General features: G+C 64.0%; 24 protein-coding genes and 1 tRNA gene. 17 read left to right on the top strand and 8 right to left on the bottom strand.

The window, feature by feature from the left end; all coding sequences use genetic code 11:
* The 6 genes from GPT33_RS00715 to GPT33_RS00690 all read left to right on the top strand — a co-directional run.
* On the top strand, positions 1–276 hold a 276-nt coding region (locus GPT33_RS00715; RefSeq protein WP_296804889.1), incomplete at its 5' end, for a YebC/PmpR family DNA-binding transcriptional regulator.
* Positions 269–868, top strand: a complete 600-nt coding sequence (gene ruvC / locus GPT33_RS00710; RefSeq protein WP_296804887.1) for a crossover junction endodeoxyribonuclease RuvC — start codon at positions 269–271, stop codon at positions 866–868. The genes GPT33_RS00715 and ruvC, both read left to right, overlap by 8 nt.
* A complete protein-coding gene (gene ruvA / locus GPT33_RS00705; protein WP_296804885.1) occupies positions 865–1,473 on the top strand; it encodes a Holliday junction branch migration protein RuvA in 609 nt (202 codons plus the stop codon). The genes ruvC and ruvA overlap by 4 nt, the downstream gene beginning before the upstream one ends.
* 214 nt (positions 1,474–1,687) lie before the next feature.
* Positions 1,688–2,785, top strand: a complete 1,098-nt coding sequence (glcE, locus tag GPT33_RS00700; RefSeq protein ID WP_296804883.1) for a glycolate oxidase subunit GlcE — start codon at positions 1,688–1,690, stop codon at positions 2,783–2,785.
* A 198-nt stretch (positions 2,786–2,983) separates the two neighbouring features.
* On the top strand, positions 2,984–4,192 hold the full coding sequence (gene glcF / locus GPT33_RS00695; RefSeq protein ID WP_296804881.1) for a glycolate oxidase subunit GlcF: 1,209 nt from the start codon (positions 2,984–2,986) through the stop codon (positions 4,190–4,192).
* A 107-nt stretch (positions 4,193–4,299) separates the two neighbouring features.
* Entirely contained in the window at positions 4,300–5,181 is an 882-nt protein-coding gene (locus GPT33_RS00690; protein ID WP_296804879.1) for a 2-hydroxy-3-oxopropionate reductase, read from the top strand.
* Positions 5,182–5,313: 132 nt separating this feature from the next.
* Here the strand turns inward: GPT33_RS00690 and GPT33_RS00685 are convergent, their stop codons facing one another.
* From GPT33_RS00685 to GPT33_RS00675, 3 genes are read right to left on the bottom strand one after another with little or no spacing between them, the layout of a single operon-like run.
* On the bottom strand, positions 5,314–7,767 hold the full coding sequence (locus GPT33_RS00685) for an EAL domain-containing protein (RefSeq protein WP_296804876.1): 2,454 nt from the start codon (positions 7,765–7,767) through the stop codon (positions 5,314–5,316).
* An 11-nt stretch (positions 7,768–7,778) separates the two neighbouring features.
* Entirely contained in the window at positions 7,779–8,972 is a 1,194-nt protein-coding gene (locus tag GPT33_RS00680; protein ID WP_296804874.1) for a hypothetical protein, read from the bottom strand.
* A gap of 1 nt (position 8,973) precedes the next feature.
* Positions 8,974–9,393: a hypothetical protein gene (locus GPT33_RS00675; protein ID WP_296804873.1), complete on the bottom strand. Its 420-nt coding sequence runs from the start codon at positions 9,391–9,393 to the stop codon at positions 8,974–8,976.
* A gap of 615 nt (positions 9,394–10,008) precedes the next feature.
* On the opposite strand from GPT33_RS00675, the gene GPT33_RS00670 reads away from it, so the two are divergent.
* Positions 10,009–10,833, top strand: a complete 825-nt coding sequence (locus GPT33_RS00670) for a PEP-CTERM/exosortase system-associated acyltransferase (protein WP_296804871.1) — start codon at positions 10,009–10,011, stop codon at positions 10,831–10,833.
* Positions 10,834–10,894: 61 nt separating this feature from the next.
* Here GPT33_RS00670 and GPT33_RS00665 read toward each other — a convergent pair whose 3' ends face one another.
* The 3 genes from GPT33_RS00665 to GPT33_RS00655 all read right to left on the bottom strand — a co-directional run bounded on the left by GPT33_RS00665 (position 10,895) and on the right by GPT33_RS00655 (position 13,424).
* Entirely contained in the window at positions 10,895–12,301 is a 1,407-nt protein-coding gene (locus GPT33_RS00665) for a hypothetical protein (protein ID WP_296804869.1), read from the bottom strand.
* A 128-nt stretch (positions 12,302–12,429) separates the two neighbouring features.
* Positions 12,430–12,732: a hypothetical protein gene (locus tag GPT33_RS00660; RefSeq protein ID WP_296804867.1), complete on the bottom strand. Its 303-nt coding sequence runs from the start codon at positions 12,730–12,732 to the stop codon at positions 12,430–12,432.
* A gap of 116 nt (positions 12,733–12,848) precedes the next feature.
* Entirely contained in the window at positions 12,849–13,424 is a 576-nt protein-coding gene (locus tag GPT33_RS00655; RefSeq protein WP_296804865.1) for a copper-binding protein, read from the bottom strand.
* Between the two features lie 346 nt (positions 13,425–13,770).
* Between GPT33_RS00655 and GPT33_RS00650 the strand changes: the two genes are divergently transcribed.
* The 3 genes from GPT33_RS00650 (at position 13,771) to GPT33_RS00640 (ending at position 17,642) form a co-directional block, all read left to right on the top strand.
* Complete coding sequence (locus GPT33_RS00650; protein WP_296804863.1) at positions 13,771–15,309, top strand: Do family serine endopeptidase; 1,539 nt, start codon at positions 13,771–13,773, stop codon at positions 15,307–15,309.
* Positions 15,310–15,546: 237 nt separating this feature from the next.
* Positions 15,547–16,221: a winged helix-turn-helix domain-containing protein gene (locus GPT33_RS00645; protein ID WP_296804861.1), complete on the top strand. Its 675-nt coding sequence runs from the start codon at positions 15,547–15,549 to the stop codon at positions 16,219–16,221.
* Entirely contained in the window at positions 16,218–17,642 is a 1,425-nt protein-coding gene (locus GPT33_RS00640; protein WP_296804859.1) for a HAMP domain-containing sensor histidine kinase, read from the top strand. Before GPT33_RS00645 ends, GPT33_RS00640 begins: the two co-directional genes overlap by 4 nt.
* A 54-nt stretch (positions 17,643–17,696) precedes the next feature.
* Here GPT33_RS00640 and GPT33_RS00635 read toward each other — a convergent pair whose 3' ends face one another.
* On the bottom strand, positions 17,697–18,902 hold the full coding sequence (locus GPT33_RS00635) for a DUF1343 domain-containing protein (RefSeq protein WP_296804897.1): 1,206 nt from the start codon (positions 18,900–18,902) through the stop codon (positions 17,697–17,699).
* A 151-nt stretch (positions 18,903–19,053) separates the two neighbouring features.
* Here GPT33_RS00635 and queA point away from each other — a divergent pair, with 151 nt between their 5' ends.
* From queA to GPT33_RS00600, 7 genes are all read left to right on the top strand, one after another.
* Complete coding sequence (queA, locus tag GPT33_RS00630; RefSeq protein WP_296804857.1) at positions 19,054–20,112, top strand: tRNA preQ1(34) S-adenosylmethionine ribosyltransferase-isomerase QueA; 1,059 nt, start codon at positions 19,054–19,056, stop codon at positions 20,110–20,112.
* A gap of 262 nt (positions 20,113–20,374) precedes the next feature.
* Complete coding sequence (locus GPT33_RS00625; RefSeq protein WP_296804855.1) at positions 20,375–20,782, top strand: H-NS histone family protein; 408 nt, start codon at positions 20,375–20,377, stop codon at positions 20,780–20,782.
* A 373-nt stretch (positions 20,783–21,155) separates the two neighbouring features.
* A complete protein-coding gene (locus GPT33_RS00620; RefSeq protein ID WP_296804853.1) occupies positions 21,156–22,442 on the top strand; it encodes a DEAD/DEAH box helicase in 1,287 nt (428 codons plus the stop codon).
* Between the two features lie 153 nt (positions 22,443–22,595).
* Positions 22,596–22,868, top strand: coding sequence for an RNA-binding protein (locus tag GPT33_RS00615; protein ID WP_007191936.1), 273 nt, complete (start codon positions 22,596–22,598; stop codon positions 22,866–22,868).
* Between the two features lie 103 nt (positions 22,869–22,971).
* Positions 22,972–24,813, top strand: coding sequence for a PDZ domain-containing protein (locus GPT33_RS00610; protein WP_296804851.1), 1,842 nt, complete (start codon positions 22,972–22,974; stop codon positions 24,811–24,813).
* A 71-nt stretch (positions 24,814–24,884) separates the two neighbouring features.
* Positions 24,885–25,685: a biotin--[acetyl-CoA-carboxylase] ligase gene (locus GPT33_RS00605; protein WP_296804849.1), complete on the top strand. Its 801-nt coding sequence runs from the start codon at positions 24,885–24,887 to the stop codon at positions 25,683–25,685.
* The gene (locus tag GPT33_RS00600) at positions 25,682–26,434 is read left to right on the top strand and encodes a type III pantothenate kinase (RefSeq protein ID WP_296804847.1); all 753 of its coding nucleotides are present in this window, start codon (positions 25,682–25,684) and stop codon (positions 26,432–26,434) included. The genes GPT33_RS00605 and GPT33_RS00600 overlap by 4 nt, the downstream gene beginning before the upstream one ends.
* Positions 26,435–26,518: 84 nt before the next feature.
* Here GPT33_RS00600 and GPT33_RS00595 read toward each other — a convergent pair.
* A tRNA-Arg gene (locus tag GPT33_RS00595) sits at positions 26,519–26,595 on the bottom strand.
* Positions 26,596–26,709: the final 114 nt, after the last annotated feature.

Here is a 26,709-nt window from a genome sequence, read left to right as displayed (position 1 = left end):
GGTGCCGAGGATGTCCTCGCCAACGATGACGGCTCGCTCGACGTGGTGACCACGCCCGAGGCGTTCGCGTCGGTGAAGGACGCGCTCACCCAAGCCGGGTTCGATACCGAGGTGGCGGAAGTCTCCTACAACGCCGCGACCCTCGCCGAGCTTGACCGCGACACGGCCGAGAAGCTGCTGCGTCTGGTCGATGTCCTCGACGACCTGGACGATGTTCAGGAGGTTTACCACAACGCCGATATCGCAGACGAGATCCTGGCCGAGCTCGATGCCTGAGGGTGCGCAGCGCCCGCCCGGCGTCCGGCGCGGCGACATCGTCGGCCGTACGCCGATCGGATCCCCGGCGAAGCTCCGCCATCGTATCCTGGGCATCGATCCCGGCTCGCGTACAACCGGCTACGGGGTCATCGATACCGACGGTCAGCGCAGCCGTTGGATCGCAAGCGGCACCTTGCGGGTCGGCGAATTCCCCTGGCCGGATCGTCTCGGCCGCATCTTCGACGGTGTTGCCGCCATTGTGGCCGAGCACGCACCCCACGAGATGGCGGTCGAGCAGCTTATCTTCGCTCGTGATCCGACCGCCGCGCTCAAGATCGGTCAGGCGCGCGGCGCCGCGCTCTGCGCCGGGCTCAAGTCCGGCGTCACGGTGCACGAATACAGTCCCAAGACGGTCAAGCTCGCCGTCGTCGGCACGGGCGGGGCCGACAAGGCCCAGGTCCAACACATGATCCGCGTCCTGCTTGCGCTGACCGAGGTACCCTGCGAGGACGAAGCCGACGCCTTGGCGATCGCGCTCTGCCACGCCCACTCGATGGGCATCCCGGCGCGCGGACGGGCCTCCGCCTCCTGGCGGGATTGGCGCCCGTGATCGGCCGTCTGCACGGCCGGATCCTCTCCAAGCATCCGCCTCAGCTGTTGTTGGACGTGGGCGGTGTCGGCTACGAGGTCGAGGCGCCCATGTCGACCTTCTACGACCTGCCTGCCGTCGGGGAGACCGTCGCCCTGGTCACCCATCTGGTGGTGCGCGAGGATGCCTGGTCGCTCTACGGATTCGGCCGCGAGCAGGAGCGCGCGCTTTTTCGGCGTCTGCTCAAGGTCACCGGCGTCGGCGCCAAGATGGCCTTGGCAATCCTCTCCTCGATGGACGCCGCACGCTTTGCGCAATGTATCGAGCACGAGGACCTCGATGCACTGATCCGGGTCCCGGGGATCGGCCGGAAGACGGCCCAGCGTCTGGTGATGGAATTGCGCGACAGCCTGGATGTGATTCCGGGAAGCGCCCCCCATCTTCCCGAGGCGCGGGCGGGCGGTGCGGACCCGCGCGAGCGCGCGCTCGCCGATGCGGTCAGCGCGCTGGTGGCCCTGGGCTATCGCCCTGTCGATGCGACACGGATGGCCCGCGCAGCGGATGACGGGAGCGGTGGGGCCGAGGAGATCATCCGCAGCGCCCTGCGGGCTGCGAGCGGGCGCTGAACCGCGTCCTCGTAGGATGGGTAGAGCGCAGCGAAACCCATCCTCCAAGCTCCGACACGACCGGACCGGGACCGGGCAAAGCGCAGCGTGCCCGACGGTTCCCTGTGATGCCGGCGCTGATTGTTGTCGACAACGACAATCGTAACAAAGGGATTCTCTCGTCGAGTTCTCTTACTTCTTTGTTGAACTACTCCGCACAAACAGGGGGACACCGGTGAGCAACGACCTGACCGCCGAGCTTCAAGATCGGGTCCGCCACGCGGCCGATGTCTCCTTGCCTCTGCGCTTGGAAGGCAACGGCACCAAGTCGTGGCTCGGGCGTGCGGTCGACGGCGAGGTCTTGTCGCTGTCCGGGCATACCGGGATCCTCAACTACCAGCCCAAGGAGCTGGTCGTCACCGCGCGCTGCGGCACCCCGCTGCGCGAGATCGAGTCCGTGCTCGCCGAGCAGGGGCAGATGCTCCCGTTCGAGCCGCCGCATTTCGCCGACGTCTCGGGCGGAGGGGACTCGACGACGGGTGCGACCTTGGGCGGAACCATCGCCTGCGGTCTCTCGGGTCCGGCGCGACCCTACGCCGGCTCGGCACGCGATCTGGTGCTCGGCACACGCGTGCTGACGGGGCGAGCCGAGGTCCTGCGCTTCGGTGGCGAGGTGATGAAGAACGTCGCCGGCTACGACATCTCGCGGCTCATGACCGGGGCCTTCGGCACCCTCGGCGTTCTGCTCGACATCAGTGTGAAGGTGCTCCCCATCCCGACGACGGGCCGGACGCTGGTGCAGACGTGCTCGCAGGAGGAGGCGATCGCCCGTATGACGGGCTGGGCCGCGAAGCCCCTGCCGATCAGCGCGACCTGTTTCGACGGCGAGCAGCTTTGGGTTCGGTTGTCCGGCAACCACGGCGGCGTCTCCGCCGCTGCCGAGCGCATCGGGGGCGAGGCGGTCGATGACGGCGAGGCGCTCGTCTTCTGGCGCGATCGGATACGCGAGCAGGGTCATCCCTTCTTTGCCGGGGATGCACCCTTGTGGCGCTTGTCGGTACCGCCGACCGTCGCGCCTCTGGCTTTGCCGGGCGCGCAGCTGATCGAGTGGGGCGGCGCGCAACGCTGGCTGCGCAGCGATGCCGAGGCCGCCGTCATCCGTTTCGCGGTCAGCGCCGTCGGCGGGCATGCCACGCTCTTTCGCGGAGGAGATCGCCGCTCGGAGGTCTTCCACCCGCTCCCTACCGGACTCATGACACTGCATCGCGAGATGAAACGGGCCTTCGATCCGAGCGGCATCCTGAACCCCGGTCGTCTCTACGCGACCCTCTAAACCGCGTCCAGAGCGACATGCGTCATGTTCATTTTGTGTTTGGCTTCGGAGATGGCCTCGATCTCGGTGAGACGCGGTTTAAAACTTAATTTTTTGAATACTTTAAACCGCGCCTGCTCCAACGGTCGTCAAGTCTGCCGGGGCCGATCCCATCCAAAAACATCGCATACCGCGCTGGGCGCGGTTTAGGAGCCAGGCATGCAGACCGAGATCCTGCCCGAGTTTCTGAGCACGCCCGCCGGCCGCGAGGCCGATGCCATCCTGCGGACCTGTGTCCACTGCGGCTTCTGCACCGCGACCTGCCCCACCTACCAGTTGCTCGGCGACGAACTCGACGGTCCGCGCGGGCGCATCTACCAGATCAAACTGGTCATGGAAGGCCAGGCGCCGACCCGCATCACCCAGCAGCATCTCGACCGCTGCCTGACCTGCCGCTCCTGCGAGACGACCTGTCCGTCGGGTGTGCGTTATGCGCGCCTGCTCGACATCGGGCGGCATCTGGTCGAGGAGCGCGTGGAACGTCCGGTATCCGAGCGGCTGCTGCGTTGGGCGCTCGTGAAGACCGTGCCCTATCCATCGCGTTTCGGCCCCTTGATGCGGATCGGTCGCTGGGTGAAGCCGCTGCTGCCGGCCAAGCTCAAGGCGAAGCTGCCGACACCGCGCCCTGCCGGTGCCTGGCCGAAGCCCGCCGGACGGCGACGTATGCTGGTGCTCGGCGGATGTGTTCAGTCGGTCGCGACCCCCAAGACCAACGCCGCGGCGGCGCGCATGCTGGCGCGGCTCGGCATCGATCTGATCGAGTCGCCCGACGCCGGCTGTTGCGGTGCCGCGGCCTACCATCTGAACGCCGTGAAGGACGGGCTCGACGCCATGCGCAGCAATATCGACGCCTGGTGGCCCGAGATCGAGGCGGGCTGCGAGGCGATCCTGGTCACCGCGAGCGGTTGCGGTGCGATGGTGAAGGATTACGGCCATGCGCTGGCCGACGATCCCGTCTATGCCGAGCGGGCCACCCGTGTAGCGGCCTTGGCGCGCGATCCGATCGAGGTCATCGCGAGCCTGGATCTCGCGCCGCTCGGCTCGCCGGGTGGAGGTCGCAAGGTTGCCTTCCACGCCCCCTGCACACTGCAGCACGGTCAGCAGCTCAAGCAGGTCGTCGAGCCGGTCTTGTCGCGGCTCGGGTTTACGATGACTCCGGTGCCGGACGGCCATCTGTGCTGCGGCTCCGCCGGGACCTATTCGATCACCCAGCCCGAGCTTTCCTCACGTCTGCTTGCCAACAAGGTCGAAGCCTTGGCGTCCGGGCGGCCCGAGCTGATCGCCACGGCCAACATCGGCTGCCAGCTCCAGATCGGCGGCGGCACCCAGATCCCCGTCGTCCACTGGCTCGAGCTGCTCGACGGCTGAGCCGCGCTCGGGGCGCTTGCTCTTGTCTTGCGGTCGAATCGCCCTTTTCGCTCGAAATGCCCGCGGCGGGGCGCGGCTCAGGTGAAACAAAGAATGAGGATTACATCATGACCGAAACTGTCGGCTTCATCGGCCTCGGCATCATGGGTCGGCCGATGGCTCTGAACCTGCTTGAGGCCGGCCACGATCTTGTCGTCCATGCACGTCGGCCCGAGTCGATGGCGCCGTTGGCCGAGGCCGGTGCCCGGACGGCTGCGAGCCCGGCGGAGGTTGCCCGCGAGGCGGCAATCGTCTTCACGATGGTCTCGGATACGCCGGATGTCGAAGAGGTGATCCTCGGCCCCGAGGGCGTCATCCAGGGTGTCCGACCCGATGCGGTGGTCGTGGACATGAGCACGATTTCGCCCTCGTCCACGCGGATGATGGCCGAGCAACTCCGGGCCGCCGGAGCGGCGATGCTCGACGCCCCGGTCTCGGGCGGAGAGGCCGGGGCGAAGGCCGGTACCCTGTCCATCATGGTCGGGGGTGAGCCGGCCGACTTTGCGCGGGTGCAACCGCTGTTCGAGGCGATGGGCGGGAATATCGTGCACGTCGGCCCCAGCGGCGCCGGCCAGGTCTGCAAGTCATGCAACCAGATCGTCGTCGGCGCGACCATCGCCGGGGTCTCGGAGGCGGTCTTGTTGGCGCAGGCGAGTGGCGTTGATCCACTGAAGGTGCGCGAAGCTCTGCTCGGCGGCTTTGCGGGCAGTCGAATCCTCGAGGTGCATGGCCTTCGGATGATCAAGGGCGATTACACCCCGGGGTTCAAGTCACGCCTGCACCAAAAGGATATGCGGATCGTGCTTGAGTCCGCGCAGGAGTTGGGTATCTCCTTGACAACGGCGGCGATGGTGGCGGAATGGCTGAACCTGCTGGTCGCGGGCGGATTGGGCGAGGAGGATTCCGCGGCCATCTTCGAGGTGATCCGCGGTGCGGTCGGCGAGGGGTAGATCTCTTCCATGACCGTCGCAGGGACTCCAGCCGGGGTTATTTAAACCGCGTCCAGAGCGACATGCGTCATTTCCATGTTGCGTTTGGCTTCGGAGATGTCCTCGATCTCGGTGAGACGCGGTTTAAGCGATCTAAAGAACGCCGTCGAATGCGATCGGCGTGCCCGGTTGCTCAAGCTTGACCGGCTTGCTGAAATGATACCCTTGGGCGTCGTCGACCCCGAGTCCCTTCAGAATCGCCAGGATCTCAGCGTTCTCGACGAACTCGGCGATGACACGCTTGCCCATGCCGTGGGCCATGTCGGTGATCGCCTTGACGAATATCCGGTCTTCCGGATTTTTGGCGATGTCGCGCACGAAGGCCCCGTCGATCTTGACCTCGTCGACCGGAAGTTTGCGTAGGTAGGCGTAAGAGGCATAGCCGCTGCCGAAATCATCCAGGGCGAAACGACACCCGAGCTCCTGCATGCCGCGCATCAGGCGTGTTGCATTCAGCAGGCTGTTGATCGCGGCGGTCTCGGTGACCTCGAATGAGATGCGCTGTGGCGCGATGCGGTGTCTTCCCAGAAGATGTCGCAGGTCGGTCAGCAGCAAGGGGTCGTCCATGGCGCTGGCGGAAAGATTGATCGACAGACTCAAGTCGGCCCGCAGCTCCATGGCTGCAAGTGCATTGTCGATGACCCACCGATCGATTGCCTGGATCTGCCCGGTGCGTTCTGCCACGGGGATGAAGCGATCCGGATATACCATCCCGCCGCGTGCATCGCGCATCCTGAGCAAGACCTCCATGTGCCGTATTCGTCCCGTAGCGATCTCGATGATCGGTTGCACGTGCAACTCGAATCGCCCCTGGGTCAATGCCTGATTGATCTGCTCGCGCCAGAGCACCCGGGCATCGAGCTGTTCCTTGCCCTGATCCTCCTCAGAGAAGAGATACCAGCGCCCGCGGCCCTTCTCCTTGGCCTGATACATGGCGAGATCGGCACTCGCCATGAGTTGGCCGATGTCATTGCCCTGGGTCGGAAACATGACGATGCCGATACTCGCCGTCACCCTGTGGCGGCGGCCGTGCTCATGGAGGCTGATCGAGCAGACCGCCTCTTGGACCGACTCGGCGCTGGCGAGGGCGTCATCCTCGGTCGCTTCCGGCAAGACCAAGGCGAACTCGTCGCCGCCCAGGCGTGCGAGTAGATCGCTGGTCTGGGTGACGAGTCTCAATTGTTCGGAGACGCGCTGCAGCAAGGTATCACCGACGCGATGACCGCTCAGGTCGTTGACGTCCTTGAACTGGTCGAGGTCCAGGAACAGGAGCGCGCCTTGGTGACCGAAACGGATCGTTTGATCCAGGATGCGCTCGAAATCGTCGTTGAAACGACGGCGATTGTAGAGCTGGGTCAGGGGGTCGTGATCGGCGAGCCAGACAAGGCGGGCCTCGGCCTGCTCGCGGTCGTACTGGAGCAGCTCCATGCGGTCGGTCAGGCTCCTGACCGTTTCGGTCATGAGATCGATCTCGTCGCGCAGCATGAGCGACTTGGAGCGCCCGGGGAGCTGGCGGCGCAGATCCGCATAGCGGTTTTCCGCCAGCAAGGGGATCACCGTGGCCAGATCCCTGAGTCGGTACAAGGGGCCTTTGATGATCAGCAACAGCAACGAGCCCGAGAGGATCAGACCCAGGATTCCGAGCAGGATGCTGCCGGTCGTGGCCGTGCGGATCGCTTCGCGCTGGGTGGTCACGTCGTTGACCACCAGGGCGTCGATGCCGGAGGCAAGCGCCGGGATGCGAAAGATCTCGTACCAGCCCGACCCGTGCGGGATCAACAGCGGCTCTTGCATCGTGTCGCCGCTCGTGAGCGTCGGCGCCGCGGCGCGCAGCACGGGCAGGGTGTCGTCCGGGTAGGTGACGGCGGGAAACCGCAGGTAGTCCGGGCTGTGCGGATTCAGCAGCTCGGCGGACCGGGTACCGTCACGCCAGGTGATGGCGACCTCGGCCCCGGTCAGCGCGTTGAACGCCAGTAATGCATCGGCGAGCGAGCGACCGAGGACCAGGTTGCCGGCGAAGGAGCCCTCCCAGAGCAGCGGGGTTGCTTTGTACTGCCGGCATTCCGGGCTGCAAAGGAGTGCCGCAATTGCCTGCTCGGGGCTGTTGCGAAGCTCCGCGCGCAGAGCGTCCGGGATATCCTGAGCACCCTCCGGCCAGACGATGGCCGTGGTGCCGTCCGGCCGAATCCACTGGACGGATCGAATGTCCCATTCCAGATCGAGCATGGCACCGTTGGTGAGCAATGCCTCCTCGAGCGCCGCGTCCGGGCCCATCATCGCCGATTCGCCGCCACCGAGAAGAGGAACCAGGCTGGCGAGCTTCGACATCTCCAGAGTGTCTTCTTCGACCAGGGCACGCAACTGTCGAGCCTGCTGATCGCGAACGGCGCTCTGTTGGAGCTCGAACTGACGGGTCAGCTGAAAGTTCGAGATCAAGGCGAGCGATGCATTCACCAGCACGAGCGCCAGGGTCATGGCAATGAGAGCCTTCCAGCGCAGACTCAGATCGACCGACGGAATCGCCTTGGTTGTGGCTCCGTCCTCCATCCCCGGGGGCCTCAAAAACGCACCGAAATGGAGGCGGCGAAGACGTCCCACTCACGAACGAGATCACCCGAGTCCGGGTTCTCGCGGATCGACAAGGCGTAGGTTCCGTCGTGCCGTTGGAATTCGAGACGAAACATGATGTTCGGGTTGATGTCCCAGCGCAGGCCCGTCGTCAGGATCTTGGAGAAGAAATCGAATCGCGGGGTGGTTCCGCCCGTGAGATCCGAGAAACCCCGTCCGTCGCGATCGTTGCGGTTTGCAAAGCCTTCCTCGTAACGGGCCATGATCTCGAGATTCGGTCGCAGCCGGTAGGCACCCTGAAGATAATACCCTTCCATGACCTGGTCTTTGAAGGGCCAATAGGGGCCGATATCGTTCCAGCGCGTGGGTGCTCGGGAATACTCGGCCGAAATCGTCCAATCCTCAGCGTTGTACTGAAACGAAACGACCCAGTCGGTGACATCGATGGTGCCCGATTGCAAAGGCGTTTCCTGGCCGGCATTGAAGTCCAACTCGGTCACGATGGCGCTGAGGCCGAGCTTGATTTCGTCTGCCGGGGTCGAGAACCAGAGGCTTCCGATCCCCCAGTTGATGCCCTCGGCCTGGATCTCGCCGTCGACGTCGTCGGCGAGATAGGCCCATTCCACATTGTCGTCGATCACGGACTGCCCGACGCCCAGGTTCAGGGAGAGATTGCCCTGCTCCAGGTAACGGTCCCCGTAGAACATGATGCCGTCATAGGACAGTAAGCCGTTGCGAATCTTATCGTAGTAGATGACTTGCGGAAGAAAGATGCTCGGGCGCGTAAAGGGAACATCGCGCGTCTCGTTGTAGAGTCCGAACGGATTCTTGATGCGCCCGAGACGCACTCCGAGGCGTCGCTCGGTGTCGGAGACGGGCGCAAAATCCACCAAACCATAATCCAGAGACGGGGTGCCGTCGTACATCTCCCCGGCGCGTCGTACCAAGAGCTGTCCCGAAAACAGCAGGCTCGGCGTGCTTTGGTAGGAGGCATTCAGTCCGATCTCGGTGAAATCAAAGGACGTCCCGGGACTATTGCCGAAATAGTAGTTGTCGGTCGACTTGAGGATGGCCTGGCTGGCGAAGCCGTGGACCTGTAGTTTTCCCTCGACAAACTCCAGGGCCGGAGCCGCGTTCGGAGTCATCCACGCCAGCAGGACCGCGATTGAGAGCCGGGTACGCATCTCAACGCACCTCCAACAGGCGAATGCTTGAATCATCGATGGGCCCGTCTGCATAGCCGATCGCTCCCGGCGTGGTCGCGATGCGGTCGAGCATCTCCTGCTCGCTCGATACGGTCGTCGGCGCTTGCCCTGTCCCGGAGAAGATCTGTCGGTCCCAAACGCGGCGAAGTTGATAGGGATAGAGCCCGAGGATTTCGTTGGAGAAGCGATTGTGAAGTGCGTTGTTGTCGGGGAGAACGAAAACTTTGACCAGGGTTCCGTTTGGCCAGTTCTTGAGGCGCATCGTGAAGAAAAGACGGGCCTCGTTGCGCGTCAAGCTCTCGACCCCTGCGTCACGGTGAGCAATTAGCTCTTGCGGACAGGCGTGCAGCGATACGCAGCACAAGGCCACACCGACCAAGCTTTCGAGAATGTTGCGCACGGACCGTCGGGAGATCAAGGCGTGTTCCAGAAGTCCTGAATCGACTCATCCATCACGGGTGCGCTCGAAGATCGAGGCCCCGCGCCGAGGTCCTTCAAGCGCCGGTGGACAGTGTCGAGGACGGTCGTGACCCGCTTTTCACGGGCCGGCTTCCTTTCTCGAACAGCACCGATGCGTTGCCGATCCTGCCCTGTTGGCGGTGGTGCCGGCGTGGATCGACTTTTCTGGGCGTCTGTGCGTCGCAACTCTCGTCATGATCTTCGCCATGATCGAGCGCGGTAGCGGAAGTTGCGACCGGGCTTGGGAGATGAAGCGATGTCCCAAGTCTAATTGGTACGGGTGCGTAGACACAAGGGTAACGTCCGTCTGCAAAGCGCGTCATGTCGCGTTTGTGCCGAAGACGGACCGTGCACTGGCTTCGCAAACCTCGGGATTACGCGGCATCTTGTTGATGTGATAGCCTCCATTGCCGTTTGAGTATCCATCGCGGGAGCCTACTTAAGCGAGAGTCGGCAAAAATCCCTGCGAGATGTTCGACGCTTAGGCGGTTTCGCCTCCTCTTTCGCCGACTCATGGCTTGGCGTCGCGGGATTCCTTATTGTTACCGGGGGTTGTATGAGCTTGAATACGTTGGAGTCAGCGAGTCAACCCGGGGCGGGCCACGGTGAAGAGCCCTATTTTCGGTTCACCTGTGTCGGGGATGCGTCCGATCTGGAAACGGTTTACTCAATTCGCTACCAGGTCTACTGCGTCGAGCGCCGGTTTTTGGACGAGGTGCACTATCCGGCGCAGTTGGAATCAGACGACTACGATGCCCACGCTCTGCATGTGCTGGCAACCCATCGTGCGGGCCACCCCGCGGGCACTGCGCGGCTGGTGATGTGCTCCCCGCTCGGTTTTCCGGCGATGAAGCACTGCGTCTTCTCCGAGGAGTTTGATTTCCTGAACGACCCGAGTCATCCGTCGCTGGCCAGATACGGAGAGGTGTCTCGCCTTGCGGTGTCCAAAGCGTTTCGCAGGCGCGAGGGGGATACTCCGTACGGCGGTCCGCCGCGTGAGGAATCGCGGCCGCGGGAAGGGGCCGATGTCATTGCATTCGGCCCCCCCCGGAATACCCCGGAGATTCTGATGGGCCTCTGCCGCGTGCTCTACCAGCAGAGCAAGCGGCTCGGGATTACCCACTGGGTCTTCGCCATGGAGCGAAGCCTATACGTGTTGCTTAAGCGCCTGGGATTCAAATACATGCCGGCCGGCCCGGAAACCGATTATTACGGTCCCGTACGACCCTATGTCGTCAGTATCGATGCGCTCGAGAAAGGGGTTTCCAGGGCCTCGCCCGCCACATTTGCATACATGATCAAGGGTCTTGAGCCCGACCTGGTCCCGGCTGGCTTGGCCGCCCCGGACGCGAGCTGGAGGTCGGTCGGTTCCGCTGCCTGACGTGCGGCCGATGCGAGGGGCTCTCCTCGCGCGAGCCGATCGCCCCTGCACCGCTACAGGTCTACGTCGATTTGATGTAGTTGAATTTCCTCTCGTAATCGAGTGTTCGGCCGAACGGAAATTCGCCGTAGCGCCAGATTTCGAGATGATCGGGCGGCGCTGACTCCGGGCGCGGAAGGCAGGCTGCCACGTCCTCGGCGATCGCGTTTCCCTGTACCTTTGATCCTTGTCCCATCTGAACGTGTATCCGCGTGCCTGTATCCCCGGGCTCGATCCGAAAGGCGCCGCTGAGCTGATCCGCGAGATGCGGCTGGGTATAGAGCGCATCCTTGATGTCGAGCAGGGTGCGTCCGTCGGGCAGGACGTCCTTCTCCCGACCTGCCAAGGCGATCATCGGCAGCTTCGGGACGGTGATGCCGTTCTCGTGCGCGCGCTGCAGAGCGCGCGCCATCTCCGTGTTGCTGACCAATCTGGCGCGATCACCCGTGCGATAGCGGATGAGCGGAAGCATCAAGGAGGGGTCGAGCGTCGATAGGGTCAAGGCACCGAAACCCTTTGCATCGGGCTCGATGACCTCGACGAAGATCCGCATCGGATCGTAAACGAAGACCAGCGGCGGAACCCGGCCAGGCCAATCGCCGAGTGCCTCGCTCAGGACGTCGCTTTGCCGATACGCCAGTTGCCGAATGCGGACCGTCTCTCGGGTCTCGAAAAAGAGATTGAGACCAAGCTCTCCGACACCCATCGAGGAGCCGACCAAGCCGCGCGTCCAGCCCTCGGGATCCTGTCCGAGTCGGCTCGCGACATAGTGGCGAAAAGACTCCCCGAAGGTCTCTTCGCCGAGGATGACATGGATCTTAAAGCGTTCCCACTCGAGCCCGGTCGCACGGCCGTAATCCAGGATACGTTTGCAGAAGAGCGGGTCGGTGACCAGGACGGTTTGGTCGTAGCGCGGGGAAAACTGCTCGACCAAGGCGCACACCATATCCTCGCGCACGCTGGTCTCGGCAACGGTGACGGTCGAGCAGGAAAAGCGTACGCCCATCGGGAGCGCATTGATCAGGAGGGTGCGGTAGCGATCGGTCCCGAAGGCATATTCCATCGCCAACTCGATCACCTTCGCCGCTCGCTTGTTTTGCCGATGCGTGGAGAGACCGAATGCGAATCGCCCGCCCTGCCCCGAGCTTGTCAGGACACCCGCCAACGGACCGAGCTGCCCGCCGACGCACAGCTGCTCGATCGGGGCGCTTCCGAAGACGTCCTGCTTTTCGAGAATCGGGCACAGCGCCTGGAAGTCCGCAGGCGTGCGGATCGTCTCGGCAAGGATGCCGTGTCTCTTCAGGAGGGCGGCATAGGCCGGTACGTCGCGCGCGACACGTTGAAACCGCTCGACGAGACGTCGGGTACCGGCCTGTACGAGCGCAGCCGTGTCGATGTGGTCCATCGCCTTGAGCTGCCATCGTCGCATGAGCTTGTCCAGTGCTCTCATCGCATTCGACCCGGTCGAGTTGGATGTATACCGAGCGCGCGTGGGTTTTTCGCCGCATTGCGCGCCCTGCTTTGCGAAAAAATCACGCGCGCTTTGTACAGTCTCGTCTATTCGTAGACGGTTGTGGCGATGCCGTTCATGACCGCGACCCTCGCGACACCGGCTGCGCCGAGCGGACACATATAATTGACGATGGCGACGGTGCGTGTGTTGTTGAGCGATTCCTCCGACATCAGCATGACGGAGCCGTCGCTTCGCGAGTTACCGGCGATGCAGCCGCAACGCGCCAGATCATCCGTTGTCATTCCGGGGGCGAAGGTGCAGGCATCGCTGCGCGAGCTCGACGCCGTAGATTGACAGCCGGTCACCGCGAGCGTGCAGAGCAGAACGCCGAGTATGGCGGAATGCAACCCGAGCCGGGCATGCCCCGGTTTCCCGTCTGCTCGTTCACGTCGATCGGCTGCTCGGGGTAAACGCCGACGCTGTCGGTGTTGCCCGAGACGATGTTTGATACCCAGAGTGGTACTCAGCGAACTTCGACCTTCCCTTTGACCGACCGGATGAAGGTTGCGACCACGCCGTCGCCCACCGCCAACTCGTCGAGGAGTGCCGGGTCGTTGACGGTGAAGTCAACCGTCTCCTGCGCGCCCTGGACGCTGACCTTGCGGTTGGCCTTGTCGACCGCTGCGATCCGACCATAGAGAGTCATGGTGTCGGTGATGGTACCGGCCGGCTTCGCCCCCCGCTCGCGGTCGACAACCGTCTCCTGAGTCGTCCCGACAGCGGCCTCGTCAGGCCCCTTGACCAAATCGACGAGGACCGCCTCGGTCTCGGTGATGGTGAGCTTGTTGCCGATCTTGATCTCGTCGAGACGCCCGGCCTGCTCCGGCGCATGAATCACGTGAAATCGGCCGTCCGGTGTCTTGATCGTCAGCATGCGTCGCTCGACGTTGACGATCTCGACGGTTCCGCTGATCTCCGAGGTCACCTCGGCGCCCGTCACCGGGATCACGGTTACGTCCGCCATCGTGGTCGAGGATGCGGCGGCGATTCCGCTTGCGAGTGCGAAGGCCAAGGTCATAGTCCGTGGTTTTCCATTCATGATGTACTCCCCCTGTTGTGCCGTCGGATCGACTCGGATGATCCTTTCGGAGCCGGTCTCCCGTCTGCTTATACTTGTGAATGTTGCTCGCGCGAAGGTGAGGTTTCTCGGATTCCTGTCGCGGTGCGAATAGCGCCGACCTGTTGCTGCCGGCGCGCGAACGGTACCCCGTCGGCGCCGCGCCTGCAAGCGACCCCGAGAACGGCAGCTTAAGATGAACAAGAATTAAGACGTCGGACATCCTCGGGCAATGGCCGCGCCCGGATACTCTTGGCCTGTTCAGCAACGTGCCGGCGCGCATTCGTCTCAACGGCGATGTCGCCCGGATCTTGGTCAGGAGAATACCGTGTCACAACGCCGAATCACGACCCCGACTCGATCGATCGCCGTGACCCCGTGGCTGCCCTTGCGGCATCCGGGGCTCGTCAGCGCAACCCTTGCGCTTGCCCTCGCATCCGGCGCCCTCTACTGGAGCGGCCGTGGTGCCGTGGCGGCGGAGCAGCCCATGTCGGCGAATGCGCGCGTCGCATCCGCTGCGTTTCCCAGCTTTGCGGACGTGGCCGAGCGGGTTACTCCTGCGGTGGTCAACGTGTCGGTCAAGGCCGAGAGCGTATCGCCCATGGCGCTGCAGGGCCACCCGGCGCTTCCGCCGGGTGCGGACGTGCCTGAGTCCTTCCGCCGGTTCTTCGAGCAGCCGGGGCGAAGCATGCCGCGCGAGGCTACCGGACAGGGTTCGGGTTTCGTCGTCGACAGCGACGGCCATATCGTCACCAACCATCACGTGATCGAAGGCGCGGGAGAGGTGACGGTTGTCATGAACGACGGCAGCAGCCATGTCGCGCGCGTGGTCGGTGTCGATCCCAAGACTGACCTCGCCTTGCTCAAGATCGACGTCGATCTCCCGCTGGTCGCCGTCGAGCTCGGTGATTCGAGCAAGGCTCGCGTGGGCGATTGGGTCCTGGCGGTCGGCAACCCCTTCGGGCTCGGCGGCTCGGTGAATGCCGGAATCATTTCGGCACGCGGACGCGACATCAACTCGGGTCCCTACGACGACTATCTGCAGATCGACGCGCCCATCAATCGGGGCAACTCGGGTGGCCCGCTGTTCGATATCGGGGGTCGGGTGATCGGTGTGAATACCGCCATCTTCTCCCCGAGCGGCGGCAATGTCGGGATCGGCTTCGCCATCCCGGCCGAGACTGTCGAGCGTGTGGTGGCCGACCTTCGCGAGAATGGGCGCGTAGAGCGCGGCTGGCTGGGCGTACAGATCCAGCCGGTGACCGAGGAGTTGGCGTCCGGGCTCGGGCTCGACCGGGCGACCGGCGTCTTGATCGCGGATCTCATTCCCGGCAGTCCCGCCGCTGCGTCTGATCTGCGGACAGGCGATGTCATCCTCAGTGCCGCCGGACAGCAGCTCACGAGTGCGAAGGATCTGTCGAAGCTAGTCGCCGCGACCAAGGCCGGGACTCCCGTGACGTTCCGCGTGATGCGCGACGGCACGGCACGGGATCTGACGCTGACGATCGGCCGGATGCCCGAAGAGGATCGGATCGCTGCGATGCCGAGCGAAGAGGCCGACACGCCGGAGCGCCCCCGTTTGGGGCTCTATCTGTCGCCGCTCACCCCTGAGCTACGTGCCGAGCGTGGGCTCGACGCGGATGCCGTCGGCGTCTTCGTGGCGCAGGTCGAGGCCGACAGCCCGGCCGATCGTGCCGGGGTGGAGGCGGGTAGTCTCATCTCGATGGTCGGTACGGAATCGGTCGACACCCCCGAGCAGGTCGTTGCGGCGGTCCGCGAAGCGATCGAGGAGCAGCGCGAGAGCTTGATCCTGCGTGTCGAGAAGGAAGGGCGTCCCCTGTTCATCGCCGTGCCCTTCGCAACCTGATCAAGGCGCTTCCCGAGCGCATTGCACGCTTGCCGGCCTCGATCGCGACCCTGCAGCACCGCAAGGTCGCGATCGAGCGACCGAGCACCCCGTGCCTTGACCAAGCGGAATCCGCGCTATCCTATCGCGCCTGAGAGCTGAGAGCCCGAAGCTGGCGGCTGGCGGCTGAAGCCCGAAGCCCGAAGCCCGAACGCCCAATTTCAACCACCAATACCTCCATTCCCCAACGAGCGACCCATGCGAGTCCTCCTGATCGAAGACGATCGCCAAACCGCCGACTATCTCCTGAAGGGACTCGCCGAAACAGGTGCGGTCACGGACCATGTCGCCGACGGCCGCGCGGGTCTGCTGCAGGCTGCCGGGGGCGAGTACGATGCCCTGATCGTCGACCGTATGCTGCCCGGGCTCGACGGAGTCGGCATCGTGCGGACACTGCGCGCCTCGGGCAACCGCACGCCGGTGCTCTTTCTGAGCGCCTTGGGCGAGGTCGACGACCGTGTGGAAGGTCTGCGTGCGGGCGGTGACGACTATCTCGTCAAGCCATTCGCCTTCTCCGAGCTGCATGCGCGTCTCGAGGCATTGATGCGTCGCGGCAAAGCCGATACCCCGGAGACGTTCCTGCGGGTCGCCGATCTCGAGATGGATCTGCTCAAGCGCGAGGTGACCCGCGCAGGGCGCGAGATCCGGCTTCAGCCGCGCGAGTTTCGGCTGCTCGAATATCTGGTGCGACACGCGAACCAAGTGGTCACGCGCACCATGCTGCTCGAGCAGGTCTGGGACTATCACTTCGACCCCCAAACGAACGTCATCGATGTCCATATCAGCCGCCTGCGCGGCAAGATCGACAAGGACTTCGATCCGCCTCTCTTGCAGACCATCCGAGGCGTCGGCTACATGATCCGCGGGGCATGAGCGACGCCGGGAATCCGCCGTCGGCCCTGCGTGCGCGCGCCGCCAATACGCTGCGCAGCTCGACCTTCCGCCTGGCCGTCCTCTACGTGCTGCTGCTCGGCGTGTCGGTCGGCATCCTCATGGCCTTTCTCTACTGGTCGACCGCCGGCTACATGGATCGCCAGACTGCGGCGACCATCGAGGCGGAAATCCGCGGGCTTGCCGAGCAGTATCGGCGCCGCGGGCTCGCAGGTCTGTCGTCGGTGATCAGCGAGCGCGTCGCGCGCGATCCGGTCGGGTCAAGCGTTTACCTTCTGGTCGACGACCACCTCGAGCCGCTCGCCGGCAACCTCGATCGCTGGCCGAGCGGATTTCCCGACGCGCAGGGCTGGCTCGGCTTCCGCCTGCGCGAGCGTGGACCGGATCGCACCGAGGAGCATGCGGCTCGCGGACAGGTCTTCTTGCTGCGCGGCGGTCTACGGCTCTTGGTCGGGCGCGACGTCCGTGATCTGGAGGCAACGCGTGCCCTGATCCTCGACGCGCTTGGCTGGGGGCTGGCCATCACCGCGGCCTTGGCCCTGCTGGGCGGATGGCTAATGAGCGCGGGTGTGATGCGGCGCCTGGAGACGATCAACCAGACCGCCGGCGAGATCATGGCCGGGGACCTCTCGCGGCGTATTCCGCTCAACGGCAGCGGCGACGATTTCGACGCGTTGGCGACGAATCTCAACCGGATGCTGGAGCGCATCGAGCAGTTGATGGCCGGCGTGCGTCAGGTCTCGGACAACATCGCCCATGATCTGCGCACGCCGCTGACCCGAGTCAGGACCAAGCTGGAGCTGTTGCGCACCGAGCTCGACGGCTGCGAGAGCGCCCGCTCGCTCACCGCCGAGACGATCGCCGATACCGAGGAGATGCTCTCCACATTCAATGCCCTGTTGCGGATCGCGCGCATCGAGTCAGGCGCCCGACGGGCCGCCTTCGCCCACGTGGATCTCGCCGCCTTGTTGGAGGATCTGGCCGAACTCTACGAGCCGCTTGCGGCCGAGAAAGGGCAGGACTTGACGCTTCGTCTCGACGGACCTGCCCGGGTCACGGGCGATCGCGACCTCCTGTTTCAAGCCTTGGCGAACCTGGTCGATAACGCCATCAAATACACCCCGCAGGGCGGAAGCATCGCACTTGCCGGAGGCTCTCGGGAGGATGGTGTAACGGTGACGATTCGCGATTCCGGACCCGGCATTCCGCCGCACGCGCGCGAGCGGGTCCTCGATCGGTTCGTTCGGCTCGACGACAGCCGTTCCACGCCCGGCAGCGGCCTCGGGTTGAGCCTCGTGAAGGCCGTGCTCGATCTGCATCAGGCGTCCATCGCGCTCGGCGGCGATGCCGACGGGCTTGTCGTGACGATCCGTTTCCGCGACGCTCGCTCCCCTACTGCGTAACCTCGAGTGCCCACTCGAAACAATCACTCGTCACTCGCCACTCGCCACTCTCCTCTAATAGAGTCGCAGCCCCGCCGTTGACTCGGTCCACTGCGCCTCGTCCGCACTCAGGCGCCGTTCCAGGTCGCCCGCCCGAGCCTCCGGGTCGTCGACCCAGTCGCGCAGGAAGGTGCCGCCCGAGAGCAGGTCGACGGCGAGACGTTCGGTCTCGTATTCGTAGGGAAAGTCACGCCAGATCGGATAGTCGGGGTATTCCGATCGAATGGCCTTCAACAGAAGCGCAATCAGTCGGTACGGCTTGAAGCGATCGTGTCGGTAGCCGTGATGGTCGGTATGGATCTGGAGCCCCGAACAGAGCCGGCCGGCATGTTTGTGGAAGGTCGGCTCGAACCAGCAGGGGCGGATCAATGCGCCCTCGGTCCAATCGGCGCATTCGGCGCACATGCGTCCGAGCACGCGCGCGAAGTCCACATCCGGCGCGCCGGCGACCTCCAGCGACACCGTCGTGCCGCGACCTTCGGAGAGCGTTGTTCCTTCCAACAAAACGGTGCCGGGGAAGCATCGTGCCATGTTGAGGCTCGCCGCGTTGGGGCTCGGGTTGATCCAGGGCAGCTCCATGACCGGCCAGCCGAAACCGGGGCCGACCTCGGGATGGTAGCCGTCCATCGCGATCACCTCGAGGTCGATATCCTGACCGCGGTAGTCGACGAACCAGCGCGCCAGCTCCCCGAACGTGAGTCCGTGGCGCATGATGAGCGGGCCTGCTCCGACGAAGCTCTCCCAGCCCGGCTCCAGGATGCTGCCTTCGATCGGGCGACCCGCGGGGTTGGGTCGGTCCAGTACCCAAATGGCCTTGCCCGCTGCGGCGCAGGCGTCGATCAGATAGGCAAGGGTCGTGACGTAGGTATAAATGCGGGTGCCGATGTCCTGCAGATCCACCAGCAGCACATCGAAGCGATCGAGCATCGCGTCGGTCGGATAGCGGACCTTGCCGTAGAGGCTGAAGACCGGGATACCGTGTCGCGGATCCAGGGCGTCCTCGGTCTCGACCATGTTGTCTTGCTTGTCGCCGCGCATCCCGTGCTGAGGGCCGAAGGCGGCGGTCACCTTCACGCCGCCCAGCGCCATCAGCGCGTCCAGGCTGTGTTGCCCGGCGGAGGTCACGGAAGCCGGGTGGCCGAGCAGTGCCACGCGGCGGCCTCGAAGCGGCCCGTGGAGGGAGGTGTCTTCCAATAGTCGATCGATGCCGAGTCTCACGATATTCAGGCGGGCGTCATTGGGATCCAGCCGATAAGGATAACCGAAGACGATCGGGCTTCGGGTGCTATGATGCGCGCCGCGTTCGCCGACCGCCTGCTCCGAGACCTTTGTCGAAGACCGTTCCAAACCTGCTTTCTCGTTTATTCGGTTCATGCGCCTTCGTGATTTTCACTACGACCTGCCCGCCGATTTGATCGCGCAGCGTCCGCTGCCCGATCGCGGCGCCTCGCGCTTGCTCGCGCTCGACCCCGCGGGCGACGAGTGTCGCGACCTCTTCTTTTGCGATTTGCCGCGGTTGCTGAGGCCCGGCGATTTGCTGGTCTTCAACAACACGCGGGTGATGCGCGCCCGGCTGTTCGGGCACAAGGATTCCGGCGGTCGTGTCGAGATCCTCATCGAGCGTGTCGTGGCGGTGCGCGAGGCGCTGGCCCAGGTCCGGGCGAGCAAACCGCTCAAACCGGGACGCCGGATCGATCTCGACGGGGGGGCGCAGCTTCTCGTGCGGCGCCGCGAAGGCGATCTTTATCGGCTCGGGATGATCGAAGGCAGTTTTGCCGAGCTCATGGCGGCGCAGGGCCACATTCCCTTGCCGCCCTATATCCAGCGTCCGGACGACGCCTCGGACGATGCGCGGTATCAAACGGTCTACGCCCGCCACAGCGGGGCTGTCGCCGCGCCGACGGCCGGCCTTCATTTCGACGACGCCATGCTGGCCCGTCTGCGGGAGATGGGCGTCGGTGTTGCGGAAGTCACGTTGCATGTCGGTGCAGGGACCTTCCAGCCGGTCCGCGTCGATGACCTCGATCGCCATGAGATGCACGCAGAATGGATCGACGTCAATGAGGATGTCTGCCGCCAGGTCCATTCGACGCGCGCGGGTGGTGGACGTATCGTCGCGGTCGGCACCACGAGCGTCCGAAGCCTCGAGAGCGCCGCGGCCAAAGGCGAGCTCGCCCCTTTTCGGGGAGATAGTCGTCTCTTTATTCGGCCCGGCTATCGGTTTCGCGTGGTGGACGCGATGATCACCAACTTCCACTTGCCGGAATCGACACTGTTGATGTTGGTTTCGGCCTTTGCAGGTTATCGCGCCGTGATGGATGCCTACCGCCATGCCGTGGATGCTCGGTATCGGTTCTTCAGCTACGGCGATGCGATGTTTCTGATCCGCAATGAGGACGATGCGCTGCTTAACCACTCAGCGAGCCGGTGAGCCTCGTGTTCCCGCGAGTCGGATTCGCCTCCGAATTGCTCAATCTGCGTGTGCGACCCAGCCGAACGTCCGCGTCAAGTCGTACCCACTGATCCTCTCTTTTAAGATCTCCGATGGATCGATCGGCGCACTTTATCCGATCGCGTTTTCCTGTTTCTACTTGACATCCATTATAAATCGCATAAATTATGCAGATCGAGCCGAATGACGGCTCGTTTGACTTTTCGGGAATCACCCTTTGCCCGTTTTGGAGGTATATAACGTGGAGTACGCTAACCTTAGCGTCGACGAGATTCAGCAGCAGCTTGCCGAAATTGAAAGCAGCAAGGCCGAGCTGAAGCGCGCACTGGAAGTGCGCCGTCAAGAGGCGAAATCGGAAGTCGCTCAACAGATCAAGGGCCTGATCGCCCAATACGGCTACGAATTGGAAGAGATTCTGCCCCTTGTAGAATCGAAGCGTCGGCGTGCGGGCGGGTCGGTCCGGCGTTCAGCGACCGGGGGCCGGCAGTATACGCGATATGTCGATCCGGAGAATACCGACAACGTCTATGTGCGGGGTGTCCTTCCCGGCTGGATGAAGCAGAAGATGGCGGAGCAAGGCTACGACCCCGCGTCCAAGGGCGATCGCGAAGCCTTTAAGTCCAACTATCTCCAGGCGGTCGACGCCTAAGGCGCGATTGGCCCGGCGATTTGCTCGGTCCCATCTCGGCATCCATTTCGATATCAGGCGTGCGTCCTTACGATCGCGCGGCTCGGTCTCAACGTCGGATGTCGAGATGGCGATTCGGGGCAATTTTGGATCCCTACCGGCACGTTCCAGCTGGCTCGAAGACCCAGACGCGAAAAACACGGATGTAAATAGGATATTCGCGGTGCTGGCTTTCATTGAGCGCATCGCGTAGACTGCGGCTCTCGCATCATCCGGTCGATGCGTCGTCTCGCGGCTGACCCCACCTTTTCCCAAGGCTTCATCCTCGAACGCCTCTTTTCTGCCTAGGCCGGTCCCGTGCTTGCGCGGTTTTAGGCCGGTTTCAGGAGTTTTCATGTCATTCGATTCACTCGGCCTTCAGGCCGACTTGCTGCGTGCCGTGGCAACGCAGCGTTATGCCCGCCCGACCCCTATTCAACTGAAGGCGATCCCGGAGATTTTGGCCGGTCATGATCTGTTGGCCGGAGCCCAGACCGGAACAGGCAAGACCGCGGCCTTCGTGCTGCCGCTTTTGCAGCGCCTCTCCGAGAAGGGTCACCCGCAACGTCATCCGCGTGCACTGATCCTGACGCCGACGCGTGAGTTGGCGGCCCAGGTCGGCGAGCGTGTGCATGCCTACGGTCTGCACCTGCCTTTGCGCTCGGCGATCGTCTTCGGTGGCGTCGGTATGCAGCCGCAGATCAATCAGCTGCAACGGGGCGTCGACGTTCTGATCGCCACCCCGGGGCGCCTGCTCGATCACGCCGGCCGACGCACCGTCGATCTCTCTCGCGTGGAGATCCTCGTCCTCGACGAGGCCGATCGCATGCTGGATATGGGTTTCATCCACGACATCCGGCGCATCATTCAGCTGCTTCCGGAGCGGCGTCAGAATCTGCTGTTTTCGGCGACCTACTCCGACGACATCAGGCGTTTGGCCGACGGACTTCTCAAGCGCCCGAAGCTGATCGAGGTCGCACGTCGCAACACGGCCGCCGAGTCGGTCACGCAGGCCGCGCATCCGGTCGACAAGGCCCGCAAGCGCGATCTGCTCGCGCACCTCTTCCGTAGCGAGGGTTGGCATCAGGTGCTGGTGTTCACGCGGACCAAGGCCGGCGCCAATCGACTGGTCGAGCACCTGGGCCGAGAGGGCATCACCGCCGCGGCCATCCACGGCAACAAGAGCCAATCGGCCCGAACACGCGCCTTGGATGATTTCAAGCGCGGGAGCGTCCGGGCCTTGGTGGCGACCGATATCGCCGCGCGGGGATTGGATATCGTCGATCTGCCCCAAGTGGTTAACTTCGAACTGCCGAACGTCGCCGAGGACTATGTCCACCGTATCGGGCGGACCGGTCGAGCAGGCGCGGGCGGCAAGGCTCTGTCCTTGGTCAGTCATGACGAGCAAGGTTTGCTGCAGGGGATACAGCGACTCCTGCGCAAAGAGATTTCGATGAATCCCGTCGTCGGTTTCGAGCCGTCGCTGGTTCCGCCCGAGTGCGAGCCCGATCGAAGCCTCGGGGGGCGCCGCGATTCGCGTGGACCGAGTCGACCGGCGCGCAAACCGGCAGCGACCGCTTCTCCTGCGGCGAAGCGCCCATGGCGTGGCGGTGATCGGCGCGGGCGCGTGGTGACGCCTTAAACTTCTGCCGCCCTCGCGGGGCAGCGGGTCGACCCGCCCCCGCGACACCTTCGTCTCCAACGGTTGGGGGCAAAGACCGTCGAATCAGTTGCGTATTGATTTTTCGACCGTTCTCTCTTTCTCTTCAATGCGCTCTCACGGAACTCTTGAATAATGAATATTTACGTTGGCAACCTGGCCTACGGCGTGACCCAAGACGAGCTGAAGACCGCATTCTCCGCCTATGGCGAGATCTCGAGCGTGAACTTGATCACCGACAAGTTTACCGGCGAGTCCAAAGGCTTCGGCTTTGTGGAGATGCCGAACAACTCCGAGGCCGATGCCGCCATCAAGGGGCTGAACGAGACGCCGCTGAAGGGCCGCAACCTGAAGGTCAACCAAGCCAAGCCGCGCGGTGAGCGCCCCTCACGCGGGCCGCGCTGGTAAGCTGACTCCCGGCTTCGGGGCATTGCCCCGAGGTCGTTTTCGAGGCCGGCTTCGAACCCCCGAGAAAACGCCGTCTTCCCCTCACTGCACCCCGCGCACCCCGATGTTGCTCGACCTGACTTATCGCGTTCGCCCCGCCGCTCCGCAAGCCCACCAGTTCCTTGTCGAGATCGAAATCCCGAATTCGGGCGCCGAGTTCGTCGAGTTATCCTTGCCTGCGTGGATTCCCGGCAGCTATATGATCAGGGACTTCGCGAGGAATATTCTGACGCTCGTCGCCGAATCCGCCGACGGAAGGGCGCTCGAGTGTCGAAAGCGCGACAAACAGACCTGGGTTTGTCGGGCGGCGGGCAGTGTAATCAGGGTGCGTTATCAAGTCTACGCTTGGGATCTCTCTGTTCGAGCGGCGCATCTCGATACGACGCACGCCTATTTCAACGGGGCGGTTCTCCTGATGCGGGTTCTCGGTATGGAAGACCGCACCTGTCTGGTCGATCTATTGCCGGCTGATGTACAGGTCGACGCGGATTGGGAGGTCGCAACCAGTCTTACGCCGGAGCAGATCGACTCGCGCGGTTTCGGGCGCTACCGCGCGGAGAATTACGACGACCTGATCGATCATCCCGTCGAGATGGGCTCTTTCGAACAGATCGCGTTTGATCTCGCGGGCGTGCCGCATCGCATGGCGATCACGGGTCGCCAGTACGCCGACAAGGCTCGACTCAAGAGCGATCTCTTGCGTATTTGTGCCGAGCACATGGCCCTGTTCGGCGAATTGCCGATCGACCGCTATCTCTTTCTCGTGACAGCACTGGGCGAGGGCTACGGCGGATTGGAGCATCGGTTTTCCACCAGCCTGCTCTGCTCGCGCAATGATTTGCCCCATTCGACCGACGAGAAGCGCACCGACGCCTATGTCCGCTTCTTGGGTTTGTGCAGTCACGAATACTTTCATCTCTGGCATGTCAAGCGCATCCGGCCGTTGGCGCTGATGAACGGCGGGCTGGAACGGGAGATCCATACGCGGACGCTTTGGGCCTTCGAAGGCATCACGTCGTACTACGACGAGCTCGCTTTGGTGCGCAGCGGCTGTATCGATGCCCGGTCCTATCTGGGACTGCTCGCCGCGACCATCACGCGCCTGTCGCGAACCCCCGGGCGCGAAGTACAGACTCTGGCCGAGTCGAGCTTCGATGCCTGGATCAAGTTCTACAAGCAAGACGAAAACGCGCCTAACGCCATCGTGAGCTACTACGTCAAGGGCGCACTGGTCGCCCTCGCGTTGGACTTGATCATTCGCGCCGGGACGAAGGGCAGGGCATCGCTCGACGACGTCATGCGTACGCTCTGGCGTCGGTACGGTCTTACCGGTTTCGGTGTTCCGGAGCACGGGGTCGAGGCGGTCGCGACCGAGGTTTCGGGGCTCGATCTCGACGGCTTCTTCTCGACCGCCCTGGACGGGACCGCGGAGCTCGATCTCGAGCCGCTATTCGCCGGGGTCGGGATCGGAATGCGGCTGCGCCCCGCGGAGGGGCCGAAGGACCAGGGCGGGTGTCTTGAGTGCTTCGATCATCGCGAAGCGCGCCTGACCTTGGATCTGCGCCTGCGCCCCGGCGCCGCCGAGGCGATCGTGCAGAATGTGATACGCGGCGGTCCGGGCGAGCACGCGGGGATCGCCCCGGGCGATGTGGTGGTTGCGGTCGACGGTCTGCGTGCTACCGCGGAGAATTTGGAGTCCTTGGTCGCGCGTGCTGCGTCCCCGTCAGGGGTCAGGGTCCATCTCTTTCGGCGTGACGAGTTGATGGAGGTGCGCGCCTTCCCGGGCCCGGCGCGTTCCGACACCTGTGACTTGATGCTCTTGGATGCGGTGTCGCCGGAAGTCCTCGAGGCCCGCACGCATTGGCTTGCCAGCGTCGTGCGCGACGGCAGGGATCGCGACGCGTGACATCCGGCTCGCCGTTTCAGGACTCGAACACGCCTCTCGATCGTCTTGATGCGAAGCGGATTCTGGCGGCAATGTCCCCGGCCGCTCGCCGAATGATTGCGCGTCTGAAGATTCACGGCGAGATCGACTCGACGAATCGCGCCCTGATGCGCGAGGCGGCGACGGGCGCGCCCTCAGGAACGCTTTGCCTCGCGGAGTGCCAAAGCGCAGGACGTGGCCGTCTCGGGCGAGCCTGGATATCGCCTTTCGGGTCCAACCTCTATCTGTCCATGCTTTGGCGATACAGCGAGCCGCCGGCTGCATTGGGCGGCTTCAGCTTGGTTGCCGGCGCCGTCGTTGCGGACGTGCTGCGTCGGCTCGGCGCAGAGGGTCTTGCATTGAAATGGCCGAACGATCTGCTCTGGGACCGGCGCAAGCTCGGCGGGATGCTCTTGGAAGCGGCCGGCGAGGCGCAAGGCCCAAGTCTTCTGGTGGTCGGGATCGGGATCAATGTGCGGATGACGCCCGATCACGGACGGGCCATCGACCAGCCTTGGGTCGATCTTGCGGAAGTGCTCGGAGAACCGGTAGTCGGGCGCAACACCCTTGCAGCGCTGATCATCGATGCCCTGATCGATGCCTTCGAACGCTTCGGTCGCGAGGGTCTAGTCCCGTTTCTTTCACTCTGGGACGGGTTCGACGCCTTTCGCGGCGAGCAGGCGCGCATCCTGCTTGCGGACCGGGAGATTCGGGGCAGGGTGCTCGGGATCGCGTCGGACGGCGCCTTACGGCTCGATACTGCCGACGGAGAACGGCGATTCCATGCCGGAGAGGTCAGTTTGAGACGCGAGGACGAAGGTGAGGTTCGGGGCGAGGTTGGGGACGAGCAATGATGCTGCTGCTTGACATCGGAAATACCAACCTGCGCTGGGCGCTCTCGGACGGCGGCCCTCTCGGCGAGGTACGGGTCGTGCGCCACGGCGGCGCGGCGCCGATTGATCTTCTGGCCGACTGGGAGCGGCTGAATGCGCCCGAACGCGTCGTTGCGAGCAACGTGGGCGGCGCCTCGGTCGCCTCGGCGATCGGTCGCGCGATCCGCGCCTATTGGGGGCTCGACGTGGAATTCGTGCAGACTCGTGCGCAGTTCGGCGCTTTGCGCATCGCGTATCCCGAGCCGGCGCGCTTCGGTGTCGACCGTTGGCTCGCCCTGGTCGGCGCCCATCGTAACGTTCCGGAGGCCGCGCTGATCGTGGATGCCGGAACGGCGGCCACTTTCGACCTCCTGCTTGCCGACGGACGTCATCTTGGCGGGCTGATTCTTCCCGGGGTTGAGATGATGCGCGCGAGCCTTCTTGCCGGCACCCTCATCCCGCGGATCACCTCCGAGCCGACCGACGAGCCCTGGGCGGTCGATACGGGCCCCGCCGTCGCGGCCGGTAGCCTTCAGGCACTCGCGGCCCTGGCAACTCGGCTCTACGATAGACTCGAGCGACAGGCGCAAACTCCCCCGGTACTGATCCTGACCGGCGGCGACGCCGAGCGTCTGATCCCGGCGATGGATCGGCCCTGTCGGGTGATGCCTGATTTGGTCTTGCGCGGGCTCTTCGAAGTCGTCTCGGGCAAAGCCCTGGACATCGGATGAGTGTCCGCCTCGAAGGGTGGGGGCGAATCGGGTGCGTCGGGTCGCGGCGCGGAGGGCGGGTGCAGAGGGTCGTCTCCCGGAATTTGGTGCCCTCGACAGGATTTGAACCTGTGACCTACCGCTTAGGAGGCGATCGCTCTATCCAACTGAGCTACGAGGGCGTGCTGTCGGGCGCCGTCGGCATTAGTGTAACCCGGGGATTGACTGCAGGCACCGGTCACGATCCTTTTCAAGCCGATTTCGGTTGAAGTCCGTCTGCGAAGCGGTGATTATTG

This window comes from Thiocapsa sp. (assembly GCF_011390875.1).
In the GTDB taxonomy this organism is placed as follows: domain Bacteria; phylum Pseudomonadota; class Gammaproteobacteria; order Chromatiales; family Chromatiaceae; genus Thiocapsa.
The sequence above is the reverse complement of the archived record's forward strand: the minus strand, read 5'-3'. Positions and strand labels throughout refer to the sequence as shown.

Bases quoted from the DNA above. Each gene is read 5' to 3' on its own strand.
- glcF (WP_296804881.1), top strand. From the start codon at position 2,984: ATGCAGACCGAGATCCTGCCCGAGTTTCTGAGCACGCCCGCCGGCCGC.
- GPT33_RS00655 (WP_296804865.1), bottom strand. From the start codon at position 13,424: ATGAATGGAAAACCACGGACTATGACCTTGGCCTTCGCACTCGCAAGC.
- GPT33_RS00605 (WP_296804849.1), top strand. From the start codon at position 24,885: ATGTCCCCGGCCGCTCGCCGAATGATTGCGCGTCTGAAGATTCACGGC.
- GPT33_RS00665 (WP_296804869.1), bottom strand. From the start codon at position 12,301: ATGCGACGATGGCAGCTCAAGGCGATGGACCACATCGACACGGCTGCG.
- GPT33_RS00620 (WP_296804853.1), top strand. From the start codon at position 21,156: ATGTCATTCGATTCACTCGGCCTTCAGGCCGACTTGCTGCGTGCCGTG.
- GPT33_RS00600 (WP_296804847.1), top strand. From the start codon at position 25,682: ATGATGCTGCTGCTTGACATCGGAAATACCAACCTGCGCTGGGCGCTC.
- GPT33_RS00680 (WP_296804874.1), bottom strand. From the start codon at position 8,972: ATGCGTACCCGGCTCTCAATCGCGGTCCTGCTGGCGTGGATGACTCCG.
- GPT33_RS00610 (WP_296804851.1), top strand. From the start codon at position 22,972: ATGTTGCTCGACCTGACTTATCGCGTTCGCCCCGCCGCTCCGCAAGCC.
- GPT33_RS00670 (WP_296804871.1), top strand. From the start codon at position 10,009: ATGAGCTTGAATACGTTGGAGTCAGCGAGTCAACCCGGGGCGGGCCAC.
- GPT33_RS00685 (WP_296804876.1), bottom strand. From the start codon at position 7,767: ATGGAGGACGGAGCCACAACCAAGGCGATTCCGTCGGTCGATCTGAGT.
- queA (WP_296804857.1), top strand. From the start codon at position 19,054: ATGCGCCTTCGTGATTTTCACTACGACCTGCCCGCCGATTTGATCGCG.
- GPT33_RS00645 (WP_296804861.1), top strand. From the start codon at position 15,547: ATGCGAGTCCTCCTGATCGAAGACGATCGCCAAACCGCCGACTATCTC.
- ruvC (WP_296804887.1), top strand. From the start codon at position 269: ATGCCTGAGGGTGCGCAGCGCCCGCCCGGCGTCCGGCGCGGCGACATC.
- GPT33_RS00640 (WP_296804859.1), top strand. From the start codon at position 16,218: ATGAGCGACGCCGGGAATCCGCCGTCGGCCCTGCGTGCGCGCGCCGCC.
- GPT33_RS00615 (WP_007191936.1), top strand. From the start codon at position 22,596: ATGAATATTTACGTTGGCAACCTGGCCTACGGCGTGACCCAAGACGAG.
- GPT33_RS00690 (WP_296804879.1), top strand. From the start codon at position 4,300: ATGACCGAAACTGTCGGCTTCATCGGCCTCGGCATCATGGGTCGGCCG.